The 18,466-nt window shown below is 67.4% G+C and carries 18 protein-coding genes; 10 read left to right on the forward strand and 8 right to left on the reverse strand.

What is annotated here, in order from left to right; all coding sequences use genetic code 11:
• Positions 1–39: 39 nt before the first annotated feature.
• Both LGM71_RS02690 and LGM71_RS02695 read left to right on the forward strand, forming a co-directional pair.
• Positions 40–1,029, forward strand: a complete 990-nt coding sequence (locus tag LGM71_RS02690; RefSeq protein ID WP_226113931.1) for a 2-hydroxyacid dehydrogenase — start codon at positions 40–42, stop codon at positions 1,027–1,029.
• Entirely contained in the window at positions 1,026–2,504 is a 1,479-nt protein-coding gene (locus LGM71_RS02695) for a DNA recombination protein RmuC (protein ID WP_151048367.1), read from the forward strand. Before LGM71_RS02690 ends, LGM71_RS02695 begins: the two co-directional genes overlap by 4 nt.
• Positions 2,505–2,600: 96 nt before the next feature.
• On the opposite strand, the gene LGM71_RS02700 is transcribed toward LGM71_RS02695, so the two are convergent.
• The 6 genes from LGM71_RS02700 to LGM71_RS02725 all read right to left on the reverse strand — a co-directional run bounded on the left by LGM71_RS02700 (position 2,601) and on the right by LGM71_RS02725 (position 9,796).
• Entirely contained in the window at positions 2,601–3,086 is a 486-nt protein-coding gene (locus tag LGM71_RS02700) for a GNAT family N-acetyltransferase (RefSeq protein ID WP_226113933.1), read from the reverse strand.
• On the reverse strand, positions 3,083–3,358 hold the full coding sequence (locus LGM71_RS02705; protein ID WP_006476519.1) for a hypothetical protein: 276 nt from the start codon (positions 3,356–3,358) through the stop codon (positions 3,083–3,085). Before LGM71_RS02705 ends, LGM71_RS02700 begins: the two co-directional genes overlap by 4 nt.
• A 36-nt stretch (positions 3,359–3,394) precedes the next feature.
• Positions 3,395–4,690 (reverse strand): gephyrin-like molybdotransferase Glp, encoded by a 1,296-nt coding sequence (gene glp / locus LGM71_RS02710; RefSeq protein WP_226113935.1) that lies wholly within the window; start codon positions 4,688–4,690, stop codon positions 3,395–3,397.
• Positions 4,691–4,795: 105 nt separating this feature from the next.
• Positions 4,796–5,413 carry a molybdenum cofactor guanylyltransferase MobA gene (gene mobA, locus LGM71_RS02715; protein ID WP_226113936.1) on the reverse strand — a complete coding sequence of 206 codons (618 nt, stop codon included), beginning with the start codon at positions 5,411–5,413 and terminating at the stop codon, positions 4,796–4,798.
• A 28-nt stretch (positions 5,414–5,441) separates the two neighbouring features.
• Positions 5,442–6,554 (reverse strand): GTP 3',8-cyclase MoaA, encoded by a 1,113-nt coding sequence (gene moaA, locus LGM71_RS02720; protein WP_151048371.1) that lies wholly within the window; start codon positions 6,552–6,554, stop codon positions 5,442–5,444.
• Positions 6,555–6,685: 131 nt separating this feature from the next.
• Positions 6,686–9,796: an Rne/Rng family ribonuclease gene (locus LGM71_RS02725; RefSeq protein ID WP_226113938.1), complete on the reverse strand. Its 3,111-nt coding sequence runs from the start codon at positions 9,794–9,796 to the stop codon at positions 6,686–6,688.
• 724 nt (positions 9,797–10,520) lie between these two features.
• Here LGM71_RS02725 and LGM71_RS02730 point away from each other — a divergent pair.
• The 4 genes from LGM71_RS02730 to LGM71_RS02745 are packed head-to-tail and all read left to right on the forward strand — an operon-like array spanning position 10,521 to position 13,602.
• Positions 10,521–11,525, forward strand: a complete 1,005-nt coding sequence (locus LGM71_RS02730; protein ID WP_059607020.1) for an RluA family pseudouridine synthase — start codon at positions 10,521–10,523, stop codon at positions 11,523–11,525.
• Between the two features lie 5 nt (positions 11,526–11,530).
• Positions 11,531–12,190: an HAD-IA family hydrolase gene (locus LGM71_RS02735; RefSeq protein ID WP_059607022.1), complete on the forward strand. Its 660-nt coding sequence runs from the start codon at positions 11,531–11,533 to the stop codon at positions 12,188–12,190.
• Positions 12,187–12,597, forward strand: coding sequence for a Rieske (2Fe-2S) protein (locus tag LGM71_RS02740; protein ID WP_059607024.1), 411 nt, complete (start codon positions 12,187–12,189; stop codon positions 12,595–12,597). The genes LGM71_RS02735 and LGM71_RS02740 overlap by 4 nt, the downstream gene beginning before the upstream one ends.
• Before the next feature lie 12 nt (positions 12,598–12,609).
• Positions 12,610–13,602, forward strand: coding sequence for a S49 family peptidase (locus tag LGM71_RS02745; RefSeq protein WP_124623335.1), 993 nt, complete (start codon positions 12,610–12,612; stop codon positions 13,600–13,602).
• A 72-nt stretch (positions 13,603–13,674) separates the two neighbouring features.
• Here the strand turns inward: LGM71_RS02745 and LGM71_RS02750 are convergent, their stop codons facing one another.
• Positions 13,675–14,397: an SAM-dependent methyltransferase gene (locus LGM71_RS02750; protein ID WP_059447957.1), complete on the reverse strand. Its 723-nt coding sequence runs from the start codon at positions 14,395–14,397 to the stop codon at positions 13,675–13,677.
• Entirely contained in the window at positions 14,394–15,023 is a 630-nt protein-coding gene (locus tag LGM71_RS02755; RefSeq protein ID WP_226113940.1) for a Maf-like protein, read from the reverse strand. The genes LGM71_RS02750 and LGM71_RS02755 overlap by 4 nt, the downstream gene beginning before the upstream one ends.
• A gap of 255 nt (positions 15,024–15,278) precedes the next feature.
• Here LGM71_RS02755 and LGM71_RS02760 point away from each other — a divergent pair, with 255 nt between their 5' ends.
• From LGM71_RS02760 to LGM71_RS02775, 4 genes are all read left to right on the forward strand, one after another.
• The gene (locus LGM71_RS02760) at positions 15,279–15,914 is read left to right on the forward strand and encodes a YceD family protein (protein WP_226114240.1); all 636 of its coding nucleotides are present in this window, start codon (positions 15,279–15,281) and stop codon (positions 15,912–15,914) included.
• Positions 15,915–16,012: 98 nt separating this feature from the next.
• Entirely contained in the window at positions 16,013–16,192 is a 180-nt protein-coding gene (gene rpmF / locus LGM71_RS02765) for a 50S ribosomal protein L32 (RefSeq protein WP_006051932.1), read from the forward strand.
• A gap of 129 nt (positions 16,193–16,321) precedes the next feature.
• Positions 16,322–17,428: a phosphate acyltransferase PlsX gene (gene plsX, locus LGM71_RS02770; RefSeq protein ID WP_226113942.1), complete on the forward strand. Its 1,107-nt coding sequence runs from the start codon at positions 16,322–16,324 to the stop codon at positions 17,426–17,428.
• Positions 17,429–18,418, forward strand: a complete 990-nt coding sequence (locus tag LGM71_RS02775) for a beta-ketoacyl-ACP synthase III (RefSeq protein WP_059607037.1) — start codon at positions 17,429–17,431, stop codon at positions 18,416–18,418. It abuts the gene before it with no gap.
• The last annotated feature ends 48 nt before the right edge of the window (positions 18,419–18,466 follow it).

Here is an 18,466-nt window from a genome sequence, read left to right on the forward strand (position 1 = left end):
CGATGTGCCGCGTGCCGGCCGCGGCATGCGGAGATGGCGATGCAGAAGATCCTGGTCGCACGTCCGATCTTTCCGGACGTGATCGAACGGCTCGAGCAGTATTTCGAAGTCGACTGGAACAATGGCGATGCGCTCGCCCCCGACGCGCTCGCCGCGCGCCTCGCGGACAAGGACGGCGCGCTGACGGCGGGCGACCCGGTCGGCGCGGCCGCGCTCGCGGCAGCGCCGCGCCTGCGCGTCGTGTCGAACATGGCGGTCGGCTACAACAATTTCGACATGGCCGCGTTCAACGCTGCGAACGTGCTCGGCACCAATACGCCCGACGTGCTGAACGAATCCACCGCGGATTTCGGCTGGGCGCTGATGATGGCCGCCGCGCGGCGGATCGCCGAATCCGAGCACTGGTTGCGCGCCGGACACTGGAAGAAGTGGGCGTACGACGGTTTCCTCGGCAGCGACATTTACGGCTCGACACTCGGCGTCATCGGGATGGGGCGCATCGGTCAGGCACTCGCACGGCGCGCGCGCGGCTTCGGGATGCAGGTGATCTATCACAACCGGTCGCGGGTTGCGCCCGAGATCGAGGCCGAGCTGAACGCCGAATACGTGTCGAAGGATGCGTTGCTGGCGCGCGCCGATCACGTCGTTCTCGTGCTGCCGTACACGAAGGAGAACCATCACACGATCGGCGCGGCCGAGCTCGCGAAGATGAAGCCCACCGCGACGCTGACCAACATCGCGCGCGGCGGCATCGTCGACGACGCAGCGCTGGCCGTCGCGCTGCGCGCCGGGACGATCGCCGCGGCCGGCCTCGACGTCTATGAAGGCGAACCGAGCGTCCATCCAGCGCTGCTCGAGGTACCGAACGTCGTGCTGACGCCGCACATCGCGAGCGCGACCGAGAAGACGCGCCGTGCGATGGCGAACCTCGCGGCCGACAACCTGATCGCCGCGCTGGGCGAAGGGCCGCGCGCGGGGCAGCCGCCGAACGCGATCAACCCTGACGTAATCGGGAAGCCGCGCGCATGACGACGATGTTGTTGCTGGCGGCGGTCGTCGTGCTGGCCGTCGCGCTCGCGGTGGCGATCGTCGCGATCGTGCGCGGTGGCGGCCGCCACGACGATGCGGCCGTGCTGGGTGACCAGATCGAGGACGCCGCGCACGCGCAGGCGCTCGCGGTCGAGCGGCTCGAGCGCGAGCTGCGTGGCGAGATCGTCGAGAACGCACGAGGCTCGCGCACCGAGCTTGCTGGCAGTTTCTCGCAGCTTCAGCAGACGCTCGCGACGCAGCTCACGAGCATCGCGACCGTGCAGAACAATCAGATCGAGGGCTTCGCGCAACAGCTGGGCAAGCTCGTCGCGGGCAACGCGCAGCAATTCGACGCGATGCGCGAGAGCGTGCAGCGCCAGGCGCAGCAGGCGCGTGAAGAGCAGACGGTCGCGCTGCGGCTGTTCGGTGACACGCTGAACCGGCAGCTCACGCAACTGACCGAGGCCAACGATCGCCGGATCGGCGAAGTGCGTGCGACGCTCGAACAGCGGCTGAAGGAAATCGAGACGAACAATGCGGCGAAGCTCGAGGAGATGCGCCGCACCGTCGACGAGAAGCTGCATGCGACGCTCGAACAGCGGCTCGGCGAATCGTTCAAGCTCGTGTCGGACCGGCTCGAGCAGGTACACCGCGGGCTCGGCGAGATGCAGACCCTCGCGGCTGGCGTTGGGGACCTGAAGAAGGTGCTGACCAACGTGAAGACGCGTGGCACCTGGGGCGAGGTGCAGCTCGAGGCCTTGCTCGAGCAGATGCTCACGCCCGACCAGTACGCGAAGAACGTCGCGACGGTGCCGAAGAGCAGCGAACGCGTCGAGTTCGCGATCCGGCTGCCGGGGCGCGACGCTGGCACGCGCGACGCGCCGCCGGTGTGGCTGCCGATCGACGCGAAATTCCCGCGCGAGGACTACGAGCGGCTGATCGACGCGCAGGAGCGTGCCGATTCGGCGGCGGTCGAGGACGCGGCCCGTGCGCTCGAGGCGCGCGTGCGGTTGGAAGCGCGCACGATCGCCGAGAAGTACGTCGCACCGCCGCATACGACCGATTTCGCGCTGCTGTTCCTGCCGACCGAGGGGCTCTATGCGGAGATCCTGCGCCGCCCGGGGCTGACCGACCTGCTGCAGCGCGACTATCGCGTGACGGTGGCCGGGCCGACGACGCTGACTGCGCTGCTGAACAGTCTGCAGATGGGCTTCCGCACGCTCGCGATCGAGCAGCGCTCGAGCGAAGTGTGGCAGGTGCTCGGTGCAGTGAAGACCGAATTCGGCAAGTTCGGCGATGTGCTCGCGCGCACGAAGGCGCAGCTTGAAACGGTCACGCGCTCGATCGAGTCCGCCGAGCAGCGCACCCGCGTGATGAACCGCAAGCTGAAGCAGGTCGAGGCGTTGCCAGGTGAGGCGGCCGCCGGGCTGCTCGGCACGGAAGGCGCCGATGGAGCCGATGCGGACGATGCATGACGCATCACGCGTACAGCCGAAGCCGGCTGGAACGAAAAACGGGCGCTACGGCGCCCGTTTTCTTTTGCAGCATCGACCAGCGTGGCCGGCCCACGTTCAACGTGCGGCGAGCGTGTTCAGTGCATCCCCGGTGACGCGCACGATGCGCCACTCGGGCAGCACGGTCGCGCCCATCTTCTGGTAGAAGTCGATCGCCGGCTGGTTCCAGTCGAGCACCGACCATTCGAAACGAGCACAGCGGCGCTCGACTGCGAGTGCTGCGAGGTGCTGCAGCATCGCGGTGCCGAGGCCCGTGCCGCGCTGCGACGGCTGCACGTACAGATCCTCGAGATAGAGGCCGCGACGGCCGAGGAACGTCGAATAGTTGTGAAAGAACAGCGCATACGCGACGATCGCGCCATCGCGCTCGGCCACCAGCGCTTCGGCGGCGGGGCGCTCGCCGAACAGCGCGTCGGCCAGGTCGGCGTCGCTCGCGACGAACAGGTGCGTGAGCTTCTCGAACTCGGCCAGCTCGCGCATCAGCGCGAGGATCGCGCCGACGTCGCGCGCCTCGGCCGTGCGGATCAGCGGCGTGCCGCTCACGCTTCCTCCGGCGGATCGGACAGCACGATCTCGATGCCGCCGAAGCGCGACGCGACCCAGTTGTACGCGTGGCAGGCGATCCACAGCAGCACGAAACCGAGGATCGCGTTCAGCAGCAGCGCGCTCAGGATCGTGCTCAGTTCGACCATCCCGTAGCGGATGTACGCGACCAGGATGCCGAGCAGCACGATCGGCACGCTGAACGTCAGGTAGACGAGGATCAGCGCCTTAGCGGTCTGCCCCGCGGCGATCGACGAGATTTGTTTTTTCATGTGCGGATTGCCCCGTAGAGATATACCGATTGGAATTCAGATCAAGCCGTCGAGCGGCAGGATGTCGACCGGGGCGCCCGCGTCGACTGCTGCGCAATCGTGGCCCAGGACGATGAAACAGTTGGCGGCCGCGAGGCCGCTCAGCGATGCGGAACTTTGCGAACCGGCCGGCGCGACAAGCCACTGGCCGTCGGCGTCGCGCGTCGCGATGGCGCGCAGGTATTCGGTACGGCCCGGGCGCTTTTTCAGCGCCTGCGTGCTGCGTGCCGTATACAGTGCCGGCGGTGGCGCATGCGCGCCGGCCAGCGTCAGCAGCGCGGGGCGCACGATCGCATAGAACGTCACGGCGGAGGCGACCGGATTGCCGGGCTGCCCGAAGAACAGCACGTGGCCGGCGCCGTCGCCCGCAGGTGCGAGCGTGCCGCACGCGAGCGGCCGGCCGGGCCGCAGCGCGAGGCTAGCGAAGGTCACGTCGCCAAGCCGTGCCATCACGTCGCGCGTGAAATCGGCTTCGCCGACCGACACGCCGCCTGACGTGATCACCGCGTCCGCCTGTGCGGCGGCGGCATCGCGCAGCGCGCGCTCGAGGGCAGCCGGATCGTCGCGGACGATCCCGAGGTCGAGCGCGTCGATGTGCAGCCTTTCGAGCATCGCGACCAGCATCCCGCGATTGCTGTCGTACAGCGTGCCGCGGCCGAGCGGCTCGCCGGGTTCGCGCAGTTCGTCGCCGGTCGAGAACACGGCGACGCGCACGCGGCGGCGCACCGTGACTTCGCGCAACCCGAACGATGCGAGCAGGCCGAGATCGGACGGGCGCAGGATGCGGCCAGCGGCAAGCGCGCAGGCGCCGCGCGCGAGGTCCTCGCCGGCCCGGCGGCAGTTTGCTCCGCGCGTGACGTCGTGCGCGGCGAAGCGGATGACGTCGCCGTCGACGCGCACGCGTTCCTGCGGAATGACCGTGTCGCATCCGGCCGGCATCGGCGCGCCGGTCATGATGCGGATGCACGTACCGGGCGCCACGGCTCCATCGAACGGATGGCCGGCGAACGCCGTGCCGGCGACCGTCAGTGCGATGTCGGGGGCCGATGCAGGCGTGTGTGCGCCGCAGTCGAATGCATAGCCGTCCATTGCCGAGTTGTCGTACGCGGGGATGTCGAACGGCGCATTGACGTCGGCCGCGAGCACGCGGTCAAGGGCGTCATGCAGCGGCACCGTGTCGCACGCGTCGACCGGCACCGCGAACCGGCACGCGAGCGCCTGCGCATCGGCGAGCGACAACGGGGCAGCGGAATCGGGTGCGGTTCGGGAGGCGGGCGAGGATTGCGTGATCATCAGTGTGACTGCGCCGCAAGGCGTATCGGGTTCGTGGCCGGTGGCGCGCGGAGGGCGCCGGAGCGCGAAGGCGCATGCGGCGGGCGGGAACGGATGCCGGTGCCGTCAGCGGCGGGCAAGCGCGGCAAGTTCCTGCCAGGAGTTGGCATTGTAAAACGCACGCTCGTCGCAAAACTCGACTTCGACCGTCTTGTGGCGTGCGTACCACGCACGCACCTTGCGCTCGCCGGCCGCGAGTCCGGCCGCGAGATCGTCGGCGAGCGACGTTCGCAGCAGCGCGAAGGTCGGCTGCGGCGAACGTGCCTGTTGCGCGTCGACGGTCACCGCCATCGCGATGTCGGCTTGCTGCGCATCGAGCGCCGCGTGCAGTCGTGCGACGAGGTCGGTCGGCAGATAGGGTGTGTCGCACGGCGAGCACGCGACGAGCGGTGCGCGCGCCGCCCGCATGCCGGCCAGCAGACCCGCCAGCGGGCCGGGGAAATCGGGTGTTTCGTCCGGCACGATGCGCGCGTCGAACGGCGCACCGAGCTCGGCGTAGCGATCGGTGTTGCGATTTGCGCTGATCAGCGTCTCGTCGACCTGCGGCGAGAGCCGGCGCAGCACGTGCAGCGCAAGCGGCGTGCCGTCGAGCAGTTGCAGGCCCTTGTCGGCGCCGTCCATGCGCGTCGCGCGCCCGCCCGCGAGCAGCAGGCCGGTGATGGAAGGCGAGGTGGAAGCGGACATCGCGGGAAATCGGGGCGGCGGGCGCGCGTCAGCCGCCGATGTACGACATTTCTACGCGCTTGCCGGCACCGTGGGGTGCCGCGTCGGTGGCCGCGCTGCCGCGCAGCTGCGAATAGCGGTCGGTGCGGGCCTGCCAGATCCGGGCGATCGCGGTCGCGATCTCGGCGTCGCTGGCGCCACCGCGCACCAGGGCACGCAGGTCATGGCCAGTCGACGCGAACAGGCACAGGTACAGCTTGCCTTCGGTCGACAACCGCGCGCGCGTGCAGTCGCCGCAGAATGCCTGTGTGACGCTCGAGATCACGCCGATTTCGCCGCTGCCGTCCGCATAGCCCCAGCGCTGCGCGGTTTCCGCCGCCGTGTGCGGCTCGAGCGGCACGAGCGGGAACTGTTCGGCGATCCGTGCGACGACGTCCGCGGACGGCAGCACTTCGGTCATGTTCCAGCCGTTCGACGTGCCGACGTCCATGTATTCGATGAAACGCAGGATCACGCCGGTGCCGCGGAAGCGCTCGGCCATCGGCAGGATCTCGCTGTCGTTGGTGCCGCGCTTCACGACCATGTTGACCTTGACCGGCGCGAGGCCCGCGGCCTGCGCGGCGAAGATGCCGTCGAGCACGTCGGCGCTCGCGAAGTCGGCGTCGTTCATGCGCTTGAACAACGTATCGTCGAGCGCGTCGAGGCTGACCGTCACGCGCGTGAGGCCGGCATCCTTCAGCGCGCGCGCCTTGCGCGCGAGCAGCGAGCCATTGGTGGTCAGCGTCAGGTCGAGCGGGCGGCCGTCATGGGTCGTCAGGCGCGCGAGGCGCTCGATCAGGAATTCGAGGTTCTTGCGCAGCAGTGGTTCGCCGCCGGTGATCCGGATCTTTTCGACGCCGTGTGCGACGAACAGCCGCGCCACGCGTTCGATCTCCTCGTGCGTGAGCAGCGCGCTGTGCGGCAGGAACGGGTAGTTCTTGTCGAACACGTCGCGCGGCATGCAGTACACGCAACGGAAGTTGCAGCGGTCCGTCACCGAGATGCGCAGGTCGCGCAGCGGCCTGGCGAACGTGTCGGCCAAGGCGCCGTCAGGGGTATGCGCGACGCCGGAGATATCCGGCATCCCGCTGACGTCTGCGAGAGGAATGATGCGTCGGGACATGTCGAAAGAAGTGCGAGCCAAGCTTCTATTCTAGCCGCAAGCGGCTGGCCGGGCCGGTGGGCGGAAACCCTCGGCGCGGAAATGGAAAAGCCCGCCGGGGGCGGGCTTTTCCTGGTCGGGCGATGCGCCGCTTAATGTTGCGACGTTTCGACCTGCTGCATCGGGGTCGGGTCGACCGGCGGCAGCGCCTTGCGCTCGCGCGGAACGCGGACCGCGCGCGGCAGGCGCGACGCGGCTTCCTGAGCAGCGCGGAACTTGTCGGCGTCGGTGCTCACCCACACGAGACCGGCTTGTTCCAGCACGGCATCGAGGCTGGCCGAAGCTGGCGCAGCGGCCGGTTGCACGGGTGCAGGAGCTGGTGCGGCAACGGTTTCGACCGGTGCAGTTTCGACGCGGGCCGGTTCGACGCGGGCCGGTTCGACGTGAGCCGGTTCGACAACGGCCGGAACCGCTTCGGCTGCGACGACCGGTGCCGGTGCGGCCTGCTCGACGGGCGCGGACTGCGGCGCTTCGACGGCAGCGGGCGCGGCCGGCACTTCGAACGCATCGATCGGCGAAACCGCGACCGGAGCCGGGCCGGCTTCCGGAGCAGCGGCCGGCGCGACCGGTGCCGATTCGGCTGCCGGTGCGACGACGGCGGGCTCGAGCGGTGCGACCGGCGTTGCTTCGACACGAACCGGTGCCGGTTGCGGCTCGACTGCGACCGGTGCGACCAGTGCGGCCGTATGAGCCGGCTCGTCCGCGCTCGAGGGTTCCGTCGTCACGGCCTGCATGGCGACTTCGCCGTCCGCGCCTTGCTCGGCGTGGTCGACGACTGCGCCTTCGTCCTCGCGTTCGCGACGACCGCCACGGCGACCGCGGCGGCGACGGCGACGTTCCTCGCCGTCACGTGCGCTGGCTTCCGCGTCGGCTGCGACATCGGCGCCCGGCAGGGCGACTGCTGCGGCCTGGTCGGCTTCCGCTTCCGGATGGTTCTCGCCACGGGTGACGGTTTCGAGCGTCGCCGCGTGTTGCATCGGCTTGCGGCGCTCTCCGCGCTCGCGACGTTCGCCGCGCTCTTGGCGCTCGCCGCGGCCGGCTGCCTCGACGGCTTCCGGCTGCTCGGTGCGCTCGCGCGGTTCGCGGTTCTCGCGCGGTTCACGCGGCTCACGGCTCTCACGCGGCTCGCGGCCTTCGCGCGGGCCACGACCCTCGCGACTTTCTCGACCCTCGCGGCCTTCACGCGGCTCGCGGCTTTCGCGCGGTTCGCGGCCTTCACGCGGTTCGCGACCCTCGCGCGGTTCGCGCGGCTCGCGACCTTCCTTGCCTTCGCGTTCCAGGCGTTGCGACTGGCCACGGCCTGCCGCTGCCTGGTCGCGACCACCCTGAGCCTGCTGGGCGCCGCCACGGCGGTTGCGGTTGCGATCGCCGCCGCGCTGCTCGGTCTTCTCGGTCCGCTCGCGGGCCGGACGGGTTGCCTGTTCCTTGGCCGGTGCCGGTGCGACCGGCGCGGGCGCCGGAGCCGGCGACATGCCGAACAGACCCTTCAGCCAGCCGATGAAACCGCCGCTCGCCGCGGCGACTGGTGCGGGCGCAGCAACCGCCGGCTCGACCGGACGCTGCGGTGCCGGGCTCGGTGCCGGACGCTCGGGCGTGATGCCCTTGACCGCCGCTTCCTGCTTCGGCTTCACGTCGGCCGCACGCTTGCTGTAGCCGGTTTCCGACTCCAGTTCGCGGGCGGCTTCCTCTGCCATCTTCCAGGACGCACGCGGATCGTCGAGGCGCGCGTCGTCATGGCGCAGGCGCTCGAGCTTGTAGTGCGGCGTATCGAGGTGCTTGTTCGGGATCAGCACGATGCCGACCTTGAAGCGCGACTCGATCTTGTTGATTTCCTGACGCTTTTCGTTGAGCAGGAAGGCGGTCACCTCGACCGGCACCTGGCAGTGGATCGCCGCGGTGTTTTCCTTCATCGCTTCTTCCTGAATGATCCGCAGGACCTGCAGCGCGGACGATTCGGTATCGCGGATGTGGCCGGTGCCGTTACAGCGCGGGCACGTCACGTGGCTGCCTTCCGACAGGGCCGGACGCAGGCGCTGACGCGACAGTTCCATCAGGCCGAAGCGAGAGATCTTGCCCATCTGCACGCGTGCACGGTCATGCTTGAGCGCGTCTTTCAGGCGCTGCTCGACCTCGCGCTGGCTCTTCGCCGACTCCATGTCGATGAAGTCGATCACGATCAGGCCGCCGAGGTCGCGCAGGCGGAGCTGGCGGGCCACTTCGTCGGCCGCTTCGAGGTTCGTGCGGGTCGCCGTTTCCTCGATGTCCGCACCCTTGGTCGCGCGCGCCGAGTTCACGTCGATCGCGACGAGCGCTTCGGTGTGGTCGATCACGATCGCGCCGCCCGACGGCAGCGGCACCGTGCGCGAGTAGGCCGTTTCGATCTGGTGCTCGATCTGGAAGCGGGAGAACAGCGGCACGTCGTCGTGGTAGCGCTTCACCTTCGACACGTTGTCCGGCATCACGATGTCCATGAACGCACGGGCCTGATCGTAGATCTCGGTCGTGTCGATCAGGATTTCGCCGATATCGGGCTGGAAATAGTCCCGGATCGCGCGGATCACGAGGCTCGATTCCAGGTAGATCAGCATCGGCTGGCCGGAGTTGCCGCTTTGCGACGCGGCCTCGATCGCGCGCCACAGTTGCAGCAGGTAGTTCAGGTCCCACTGCAGTTCCTCGGCGCTGCGGCCGATACCCGCGGTACGGGCGATCATGCTCATGCCGTCCGGAATCTGCAGTTGCGACATCGTTTCGCGCAGTTCCTGGCGCTCGTCGCCCTCGATCCGGCGCGATACACCGCCGCCGCGCGGATTGTTCGGCATCAGCACGAGGTAGCGGCCGGCGAGCGAGATGAAGGTCGTGAGGGCGGCGCCCTTGTTGCCGCGCTCTTCCTTCTCGACCTGGACGATCAGCTCCTGGCCTTCGCGCAGGGCATCCTGGATGCGCGCGGAGCGCATGTCGATGCCTTCCTTGAAGTACTGGCGGGCGACTTCCTTGAACGGCAGGAAGCCGTGGCGATCTTCGCCGTAGTTGACGAAGCAGGCTTCGAGCGACGGCTCGATGCGGGTGACGACACCTTTGTAGATATTGCCTTTGCGCTGTTCGCGCCCGGCTGTCTCGATGTCGATGTCGATGAGCTTTTGCCCATCAACGATGGCGACGCGCAGCTCCTCCTGCTGCGTCGCATTGAACAGCATGCGTTTCATGTACGACTCCAGGCGGCTCCGCAGCCGGCGCCTCGCGGTTGTCAGTCGCGAGGGCGGGAACGACGGCAGGCCGCACCTTGTTGTGTTGTCACAAGCACGCTGGAGCGGGAACGATGGCGGGGAGAATTGCCTGAAGAGGCGCTTGGGCCCGAAAGACGGGGCCGGCGGCCGTAGGGCACCTGCGAATACGGCTTCAAAGCACGGCGTTCACACACCGCACGCTGCAAAAAAGCGCGCTAAGCCTGAGTCCGCGCATTGCCACGGGCGCGCGCAATGCGTCGCGCGCGCCGACGGGCGGCAGATGCTGCGGCTTGGGCCGCAGCGGGGAGTATCGAATCCAGCCCGACTTTCCCGCTTGGGGTGTACTTCCCTGGTTTGACGTCGCCAAGCCCCGCACGCTTCGCGGGGCCAAATCGGGCGCAACGCCGTAATTTTCGCAACCGGCAGCCTGCGGACGCACTTCGCGCCGTCGGGCTGCCGATCAAATTCTTTTCAACCAACTTTCCGTTACCGCGGCGCCTTGCCGACCGAATCCGCCTGTGGGCGCGATCCTTGCCGACGGGCGGCGCCGTGCGTGCAACTTGCTGCATCTCTTTGATTAGGGGCGAGCAGCAGACCCCCGGCGCAAGTAAAATAATGGTTTCCGCTTGCACCTTGCCCGACTCGGTCGGGGCCGGCCGGTCAGGCCACCCTCAACGTCAGGCTGGGCAAAATTATATTCAGTATGAATGAGTTAGGCAAAATATCCCAGAATTCAGTCGCAAGCGGCCAGGTATCGATGATCGAGATCGACGAAAACTCGGCCGGTCAGCGGATCGACAACTTCCTGTTGCGCGTCTGTAAAGGCGTGCCGAAAAGCCATATTTACCGGATCCTGCGCAGCGGCGAAGTGCGCGTGAACAAGGGCCGGATCGATGCGCAGTACCGGCTCGCTCTCGGCGACATCGTGCGCGTACCGCCCGTGCGCGTGGCGGCGGCGGACCTCGCGCGCGCCGACACGCCGATCGTGCCGCCCGCGCAATTCGAGGTGCTGTACGAAGATGACGCCATGCTCGTCATCAACAAGCCGGCCGGCGTGGCCGTGCACGGCGGCAGCGGCGTCGCGTTCGGCGTGATCGAGCAGATGCGTCAGGCGCGTCCGCGCGCGAAGTTCCTCGAACTCGTGCATCGGCTCGACCGCGAGACGTCCGGGATCCTGATGCTTGCGAAGAAGCGCTCGGCGCTCGTCGGCCTGCACGAGCAGATTCGCGAGAACCGGATGGACAAGCGTTACTTCGCGTGCGGACATGGAGAATGGCAGGCCGACTGGGGCCGCCGCCGTGCGGTGAAGGCGCCGCTGTTCAAGTATTCGACCCCGGAAGGGGAGCGGCGGGTGCGCGTGCAGGACGACGGCCTGCCGTCGCACACGGTGTTCAACCTGATCGAGCGCTGGCCGGACTATGCGCTGGTCGAAGCGGAACTCAAAACGGGGCGGACCCATCAGATTCGTGTGCACCTCGCGCATCTCGGCCTGCCGATCGCCGGCGACGCCAAGTATGGCGACTTCGCACTGAACAAGGCGCTGGCGCGCGCGAATGCGCAGCCGTCGCTCAAGCGGATGTTCCTGCACGCGCACCGCCTGAAGCTCACGCATCCGCTGACCGGCGAGGCGCTGCAGTTCGACGCGCCGCTGCCGGACGAATGCCGGCGCTTCCTCGATCAACTCAGCGCTCTGCGCGATACCGCCTGACTCGCATGGCCCGACAGCAATTTGACCTGATCGTCTTCGACTGGGACGGCACGCTGATGGATTCGACTGCGCACATCGCGCACAGCATCCAGGCCGCGTGCCGCGATCTCGGCCTGCCCACGCCGTCGGACGAGGCGTCCCGCTATGTGATCGGCCTCGGCCTGCGCGATGCGCTTCAGATTACTGCGCCGACCCTCGATCCGTCGGACTATCCGCGGCTGGCCGAACGTTATCGCCATCACTACTTGCTGGACGATCAGCGCATCGAGCTGTTCGCCGGCGTGCGCGAACTGCTCGCGGAATTGCGCGACATGGGTTACCTGCTCGCGGTCGCGACCGGCAAGGGCCGCGTCGGGCTGAACCGCGTGCTCGACCAGTCAAAGCTGACGAGCCTGTTCGATGCGACGCGCTGCGCGGACGAAACGTTCTCGAAGCCGCACCCGGCGATGCTGCACGAACTGTCGCGCGAATTGGGGCAGGATCTTGCACGTACCGTGATGATCGGCGACACCACGCACGACCTGCAGATGGCCGCCAGTGCCGGGGCCGCCGGCATCGGTGTTTCGTACGGTGCGCACACGGCCGATGCGCTGGCCGCGCTGACGCCGCGCTTCGTCGCGCCGGACGTCGGCGCGCTGGCGGCGTGGCTGCGGGAGCACGCATGAGCACGGCGCCGGAAGTCGTGCGCGTATGCGCATCGGACGCGCTGGCCGACGGCGGTGCCGGCGTGCGCGTCGACGCATCGCTGCGCGGTGAGCAGGCGGTCGTGTTCTTCGTGCGCTACGAAGGTCGTGCGTACGGCTACCTGAACCGCTGCGCGCACGTGCCGATGGAACTCGACTGGGCCGAAGGGCAGTTCTTCGAGTCGTCGGGCCTGTACCTGATGTGTGCGACGCACGGCGCGATCTATGCGCCGGATACCGGCAAGTGTGTCGGCGGCCCATGCCGCGGCGGTCGCCTGCGGCCGGTCGAAGTCGACGAGCGCGACACGCCGGACGGGCGTGCGGTATTCTGGGTGCCGGATGCCGACCTGGGCCCCGCCGCTCCGCCCCCTTCCGCCACGACCGACTGAAGACATTACTGCATGGCCGACCAACCGAACATCCCTGATTCCTCCTCCCGTCCCGACAGCCGCGAACCGAACTGGGAGCGTGCGGCGCTCGAGCGGATCGCGCTCGCGGCCGTCAAGGAACAGCGCGCGGCGCGGCGCTGGAAGATCTTCTTCCGCTTTGCGTTTCTCGGCGTATTCGTGCTGCTCGCGTTCGCGCTGATCGATTTCTCGAGCGACTCGAAGTTCTCGTCGAGCGGGCGCCACACGGCGCTCGTGACGATCGACGGCGAGATCGCGGCGGGCACCAACGCGAATGCCGACGACATCAATACGGCGCTGGATGCCGCTTTCGACGACAGCGGCACGGCCGGCGTCGTGCTGCGGATCAACAGCCCGGGCGGCAGCCCGGTGCAGGCAGGAATGGTCTATGACGAGATCCGCCGGCTCCGCACGAAGTATCCGGACAAGCCGTTGTACGTCGTCGTGACCGACATGTGCGCATCGGGTGGCTATTACATTGCGTCCGCCGCCGACAAGATCTTCGTCGACAAGGCGAGTATCGTCGGCTCGATCGGGGTGCTGATGGACGGGTTCGGCTTCACGGGCCTGATGGGCAAGCTGGGTGTCGATCGCCGCCTGCACACGGCGGGTGAAAACAAGGGCTTCTACGACCCGTTCTCGCCCGACACGCCGAAGATGGATGCCCATGCGCAGGCGCTGCTCGACCAGGTCCATGCGCAGTTCATCAAGGCCGTGAAGGATGGCCGCGGCAAGCGGCTGCACGAAACGCCCGACATGTTCTCGGGCCTGTTCTGGACCGGCGAGAAGAGCGTCGAACTCGGGCTCGCCGACGGCTACGGCACGACCGACACGGTCGCGCGCGACGTGCTGAAGGCGCCGGATCTCGTCGACTACACGGTGAAGGAAAGCCTGACGAATCGCGTTGCGCGCAAGTTCGGCGCGGCGGTCGGCGGTGCAGCGATGAAGGCGCTGACCGCGGGCGGCACGTCGTTCAGCCTGCGCTGAGCGGCAGCCGGCCGGCGCCGCGCCGATTGGGGCGGGGCGCCCCGTGCCGCGAGGCTGTTGCCGGTGCCGATCTCAGTTCGCGAGCAGCAGGAAGATGGCAGGGCGCTTGTGCAGGTTCGGCGCCGGCGCCTTTTTCCAGTCGGCCACCGAACGGCTGGCGATCGTCTCGGTTTCGAGGGTCAAGTCGGCCGCGACGCAGATCTGCGTCGATGGCGCGCAGGTCGCGACGAGCGTATCGAGCATCGCATGGTTCCGGTACGGCGTCTCGATGAAGATCTGCGTCTGGCGCGCCTTGCGCGACAACTGCTCGAGTTCACGCAGGCGTTTCGCGCGCGCGGCCGCATCGACCGGCAGATAGCCGTTGAACGCGAAACTCTGGCCGTTCAGGCCCGATGCCATCAGCGCTAGCAATATCGAACTCGGCCCGACGAGCGGCACGACCTTCACGCCGCGCTCGTGCGCACGGCGGACCAGCAGCGCGCCGGGATCGGCAACGGCGGGGCAGCCGGCCTCGGATACGAGCCCGGCGTCCGCGCCCGCCAGTACCGGTGCGAGCAGCCGGTCGATCTCGCCGGCCGGCGTATTGACGTTCAGTTCCCGAATCTCGATCTCCTGGATCGGCCGCGTCGTGCCGATCTTCTTCAGGAACGCGCGGGTCGTTTTCGCGTTTTCGCCGATGTAGTAGCCGAGCGTGCCGGCGCGCGCCTGCACGGCCGCGGGCAGCACGGCGGCGAGCATCGATGCGTCGCCTTCGCCGAGGGTGTTCGGGACGAGATAGAGCGTGCCGGCCGTCATGCGCGGTCTCCCTGGGTAGCGAACAATGGATAGCCCGCGGCGCGCAGCATCCGCGTGAGTGCGATCAATGGCAGGCCGACGAGAGCCGTGGGGTCGTCGGAGTCGATGGCATCCAGCAGCGCGATGCCGAGCCCTTCTGACTTCGCGCTGCCGGCGACGTCGTACGGCGTTTCCGCGCGCAGGTAAGCGTCGAGTTCGGCTTCGGGCAGCGAGCGGAAGCGCACGTGCGTGACGACGTCCTCGCTCCAGGTTTCACCCGTGCGGCTGTCGTACAGGCTGAGCGCACTGTGGAATTCGACGTCGCGGCCCTGCATCGACAGGAGCTGCGCGAGCGCGCGCTCGTGCGTGCCGGGCTTGCCGATCTGGCGGCCGTCGAACGTCGCGACCTGGTCCGACCCGATCACGAGCACGCCGTCCGGCGCGTCGATCGTCGCGGCGACCGCGCGCGCCTTCGCGCCGGCGAGGCGCAGTGCGGTCTCGGCCGGCGTTTCTCCTGCGAGCGGGGTTTCGTCGAGGTCGGGCGACATGACGTCGAACGGCATGCCGAGGCGCTCGAGGAGCGCGCGGCGGTAGCGGGAACTGGAGGCGAGAATCAGCCGCGGCGGGCGGCAAACGGTATCCGGCATGGTCGGTTGGGTCGATGAGTCGTCAGGTGTGGCGCGGTGTTGCGAGGGCGCAAGCATAAGTGATTGACCGAAAAAGGTAAAACAGGTATGCTTTCCCGCTTTTCATCGGCAGGCTTTCGCTGTGGTGGCGCCTGCCGGGTCTTCGGACGTAAAGTACGTAATCGTACGCGGCGTAGATCGCGCACGTGTGCGGCGCCAAATATGCGGCGCCAGCAAGCCGGATCCCGCAAGTCAGCCTGTAGGCAGGAGCGCAACATGAACACTTCTTCTGGCAAACCTGCGGCGTTGCTTGATCCGCACGCGGTCGACCTGTTCGAATTGGCCCGCAGCGGGCGGCAAGCAGCGGGTGCCGTGCGCCTGTCGCAGCTGCCGCGCATGCTGAACGAAGTGCCGGCGGACGCGTCCGATCGCGACACGGTCTTCACGTGGCAGGCCGAAGGGTTCACCCAGAAAGAGTTGCAGGACGACGGCGCCGATGGGCAGCAGCCGTATCTGCGCCTCGCGGTGCATGGCCATGCGTGGCTCACGTGCCAGCGCTGCATGACCCCGTACGACCAGACGTTCGACGTCGACATGACGTACCGGGTCGTTGCGACCGAAGAAGAAGCTGAAGAATTTCCGCTCGACGACGATGAAGCCGATGTGATCGTGGGCTCACGCCAGTTCGATCTCGTCGACTTGATCGAAGAGGAGTTGCTGCTTTCGTTGCCGCTCGTGCCCAAGCACGAGGTTTGCCCGGCAGTTCACGAAAGCCTCGTGTCGGGTGCGAGCGGTCCTTCGGAAGACGCGGACGACGAGTCCGCCGAAGACGGGGACGAAGGCAAACGGCCAAATCCGTTCGCGGCGCTGGAAGCGCTGAAGAAGGACGGGGACGGCGGCAAGAAACACTAAGCAGTTGTGGCGCGGGAAGGCGTAAGGGCTTTGGGCCAGGGTAGTTAAGCGCCGGATCGGGCTGTGTTAGAATCCGGAAAATTATTTAGGAGTTAGTCATGGCAGTCCAGCAAAACAAGAAGTCGCCGTCGAAGCGCGGCATGCATCGTTCGCACGATTTCCTGACGGCAGCGCCGCTGGCAGTCGAGCCGAGCACGGGTGAAGTGCATCTGCGTCACCACGTCAGCCCGAACGGCTACTATCGCGGCAAGAAAGTCGTCAAGACGAAGAACGACTAAGCGTCAAGTCACGCGTTGCGCGCTACGTTCGCCGTTCGCGTGACAACTGGTTCGCTTGACACTTTCCTGGCTCAACAAAAAGGCGGCATTCAACTGCCGCTTTTTTGTGCCTGAAATTCGTCGCATTCCATGACCGTAAAGCTCACAATCGATTGCATGGGAGGCGACCACGGCCCGTCCGTGACCGTTCCCGCGGCAGTCAAGTTCGTCCGCGCGCATCCCGATGCGCACCTGATGCTCGTCGGCATCGAAAGCGCGATCCGCGCTCAGCTGAAAAAGCTGAAAGCCCTCGACGATCCCGCGCTGACCATCGTGCCCGCCACCGAAGTCGTGGCGATGGACGACCCTGTCGAAGTGGCGCTGCGCAAGAAGAAGGATTCTTCGATGCGTGTCGCGCTCAACCACGTCAAGGACGGCGCGGCCCAGGCCTGTATCTCCGCCGGCAATACCGGTGCGCTGATGGCCGTTTCCCGTTACGTGCTCAAGACGCTGCCCGGCATCGAGCGGCCCGCGATCGCGTTCGCGCTGCCGAACCCGACCGGCTACACGATGATGCTGGACCTCGGCGCGAACGTCGACTGCGAGCCGCAGCACCTGCTGCAGTTCGCGGAGATGGGGCATGCGCTCGTTGCCGCGCTCGAAGGCAAGGAGCGTCCGACGATCGGCCTGCTGAACATCGGCGAAGAGGTCATCAAGGGCAACGAGACGATCAAGCGCGCAGGGGAACTGCTGCGCGCCAGCACGCTGAATTTCCGCGGCAACGTCGAAGGCAACGACATCTATAAAGGCACGGTCGACGTGATCGTCTGCGACGGCTTCGTCGGCAACGTCGCGCTGAAGACGTCCGAAGGGCTCGCGCAGATGCTCTCCGACATCATCCGCGAGGAGTTCGGCCGTTCGCTGATGTCGAAGCTGATGGCGCTGCTTGCGCTGCCGGTGCTGATGCGTTTCAAGAAGCGCGTCGATCACCGCCAGTACAACGGCGCGGCGCTGCTGGGGCTGAAGAGCCTCGTGATCAAAAGCCACGGTTCGGCCGATGCCTATGCGTTTGACTGGGCGATCAAACGCGGGTATGATGCCGTCAAAAACGGCGTGCTGGAGCGCCTCGCGCGCGCGATGGCGGACAATTCGGTGTCGCTCGGCGACGGCGAACACGACGCGGGCGGCGCGGGCCAGACGAGCCCGGCCGCAGGCCATCACGCCGAACCTTCCGCTGCGCAATCCTCTAAAGCATAAATGGCCCAATCGACTCTCTATTCCCGCGTGCTCGGCACGGGCAGCTATCTGCCGCCCGACCGCGTCACGAACCAGCAGCTTGCCGATCGACTCGCGAAGGAAGGCATCGAGACGAGCGATGAGTGGATCGTTGCGCGCACGGGCATCCATGCGCGTCACTTCGCCGCACCGGACGTCACGACGAGCGACCTCGCGCTCGAGGCGTCGCGTCGTGCGATCGAAATGGCCGGTATCGATCCGCAGTCGATCGACCTGATCATCGTCGCGACTTCGACCCCCGATTTCGTGTTTCCCAGCACGGCGTGCCTGCTGCAGAACAAGCTCGGCATCAAGAACGGCGGCGCGGCATTCGATGTGCAGGCCGTGTGCTCCGGCTTCGCCTATGCGATGGCGACGGCCGACAGCTTCATCCGCAGTGGCCAGCACCGCACGGCGCTCATCGTCGGCGCGGAGACGTTCTCGCGCATTCTCGATTTCAAGGACCGGACGACCTGCGTGCTGTTCGGCGACGGCGCGGGCGCGGTGATCCTGTCCGCATCGGAAGAGCCGGGCGTGCTCGGCAGCGCGCTGCACGCAGACGGCAGTTATTCGAACATCCTCTGCACACCGGGCAACGTCAATCGCGGCGTGATCGACGGCAGCGCGTTCCTGTACATGGACGGGCAGGCCGTGTTCAAGCTCGCGGTCAACGTGCTCGAAAAGGTCGCGATCGAGGCGCTCGCCAAGGCGAATCTCGCGCCGGAGCAGATCGACTGGCTGATTCCGCACCAGGCCAACATCCGCATCATGACCAGCACCTGCCGCAAGCTCGGCCTGCCGCAGGAGCGCATGGTCGTGACGGTCGACCAGCACGGCAACACGTCGGCTGCGTCGATCCCGCTGGCGCTCGACACCGCGGTGCGCGACGGCCGCATCCAGCGCGGTCAGCACGTGCTGATCGAAGGCGTCGGCGGTGGCTTCACGTGGGGCGCATCCGTCTTCCGCTACTGATCCGCGGCGCGCAATGGCTGCGCGCGGATCCTGAACCGGCGCGCCGTT

Origin of the sequence: Burkholderia sp. AU33545 (assembly GCF_020419685.1) — a bacterium.
Lineage (GTDB): Bacteria > Pseudomonadota > Gammaproteobacteria > Burkholderiales > Burkholderiaceae > Burkholderia > Burkholderia diffusa.

What these genes read in the sequence shown, in the direction of transcription:
- LGM71_RS02740 (WP_059607024.1), top strand. Translation starts at nt 12,187, where the DNA reads ATGAGCACGGCGCCGGAAGTCGTGCGCGTATGCGCATCGGACGCGCTG.
- LGM71_RS02690 (WP_226113931.1), top strand. Translation starts at nt 40, where the DNA reads ATGCAGAAGATCCTGGTCGCACGTCCGATCTTTCCGGACGTGATCGAA.
- LGM71_RS02735 (WP_059607022.1), top strand. Translation starts at nt 11,531, where the DNA reads ATGGCCCGACAGCAATTTGACCTGATCGTCTTCGACTGGGACGGCACG.
- glp (WP_226113935.1), bottom strand. Translation starts at nt 4,690, where the DNA reads ATGATCACGCAATCCTCGCCCGCCTCCCGAACCGCACCCGATTCCGCT.
- rpmF (WP_006051932.1), top strand. Translation starts at nt 16,013, where the DNA reads ATGGCAGTCCAGCAAAACAAGAAGTCGCCGTCGAAGCGCGGCATGCAT.
- LGM71_RS02705 (WP_006476519.1), bottom strand. Translation starts at nt 3,358, where the DNA reads ATGAAAAAACAAATCTCGTCGATCGCCGCGGGGCAGACCGCTAAGGCG.
- mobA (WP_226113936.1), bottom strand. Translation starts at nt 5,413, where the DNA reads ATGTCCGCTTCCACCTCGCCTTCCATCACCGGCCTGCTGCTCGCGGGC.
- LGM71_RS02775 (WP_059607037.1), top strand. Translation starts at nt 17,429, where the DNA reads ATGGCCCAATCGACTCTCTATTCCCGCGTGCTCGGCACGGGCAGCTAT.
- LGM71_RS02695 (WP_151048367.1), top strand. Translation starts at nt 1,026, where the DNA reads ATGACGACGATGTTGTTGCTGGCGGCGGTCGTCGTGCTGGCCGTCGCG.
- LGM71_RS02730 (WP_059607020.1), top strand. Translation starts at nt 10,521, where the DNA reads ATGAATGAGTTAGGCAAAATATCCCAGAATTCAGTCGCAAGCGGCCAG.
- LGM71_RS02760 (WP_226114240.1), top strand. Translation starts at nt 15,279, where the DNA reads ATGAACACTTCTTCTGGCAAACCTGCGGCGTTGCTTGATCCGCACGCG.
- moaA (WP_151048371.1), bottom strand. Translation starts at nt 6,554, where the DNA reads ATGTCCCGACGCATCATTCCTCTCGCAGACGTCAGCGGGATGCCGGAT.
- plsX (WP_226113942.1), top strand. Translation starts at nt 16,322, where the DNA reads ATGACCGTAAAGCTCACAATCGATTGCATGGGAGGCGACCACGGCCCG.
- LGM71_RS02750 (WP_059447957.1), bottom strand. Translation starts at nt 14,397, where the DNA reads ATGACGGCCGGCACGCTCTATCTCGTCCCGAACACCCTCGGCGAAGGC.
- LGM71_RS02725 (WP_226113938.1), bottom strand. Translation starts at nt 9,796, where the DNA reads ATGAAACGCATGCTGTTCAATGCGACGCAGCAGGAGGAGCTGCGCGTC.
- LGM71_RS02745 (WP_124623335.1), top strand. Translation starts at nt 12,610, where the DNA reads ATGGCCGACCAACCGAACATCCCTGATTCCTCCTCCCGTCCCGACAGC.
- LGM71_RS02755 (WP_226113940.1), bottom strand. Translation starts at nt 15,023, where the DNA reads ATGCCGGATACCGTTTGCCGCCCGCCGCGGCTGATTCTCGCCTCCAGT.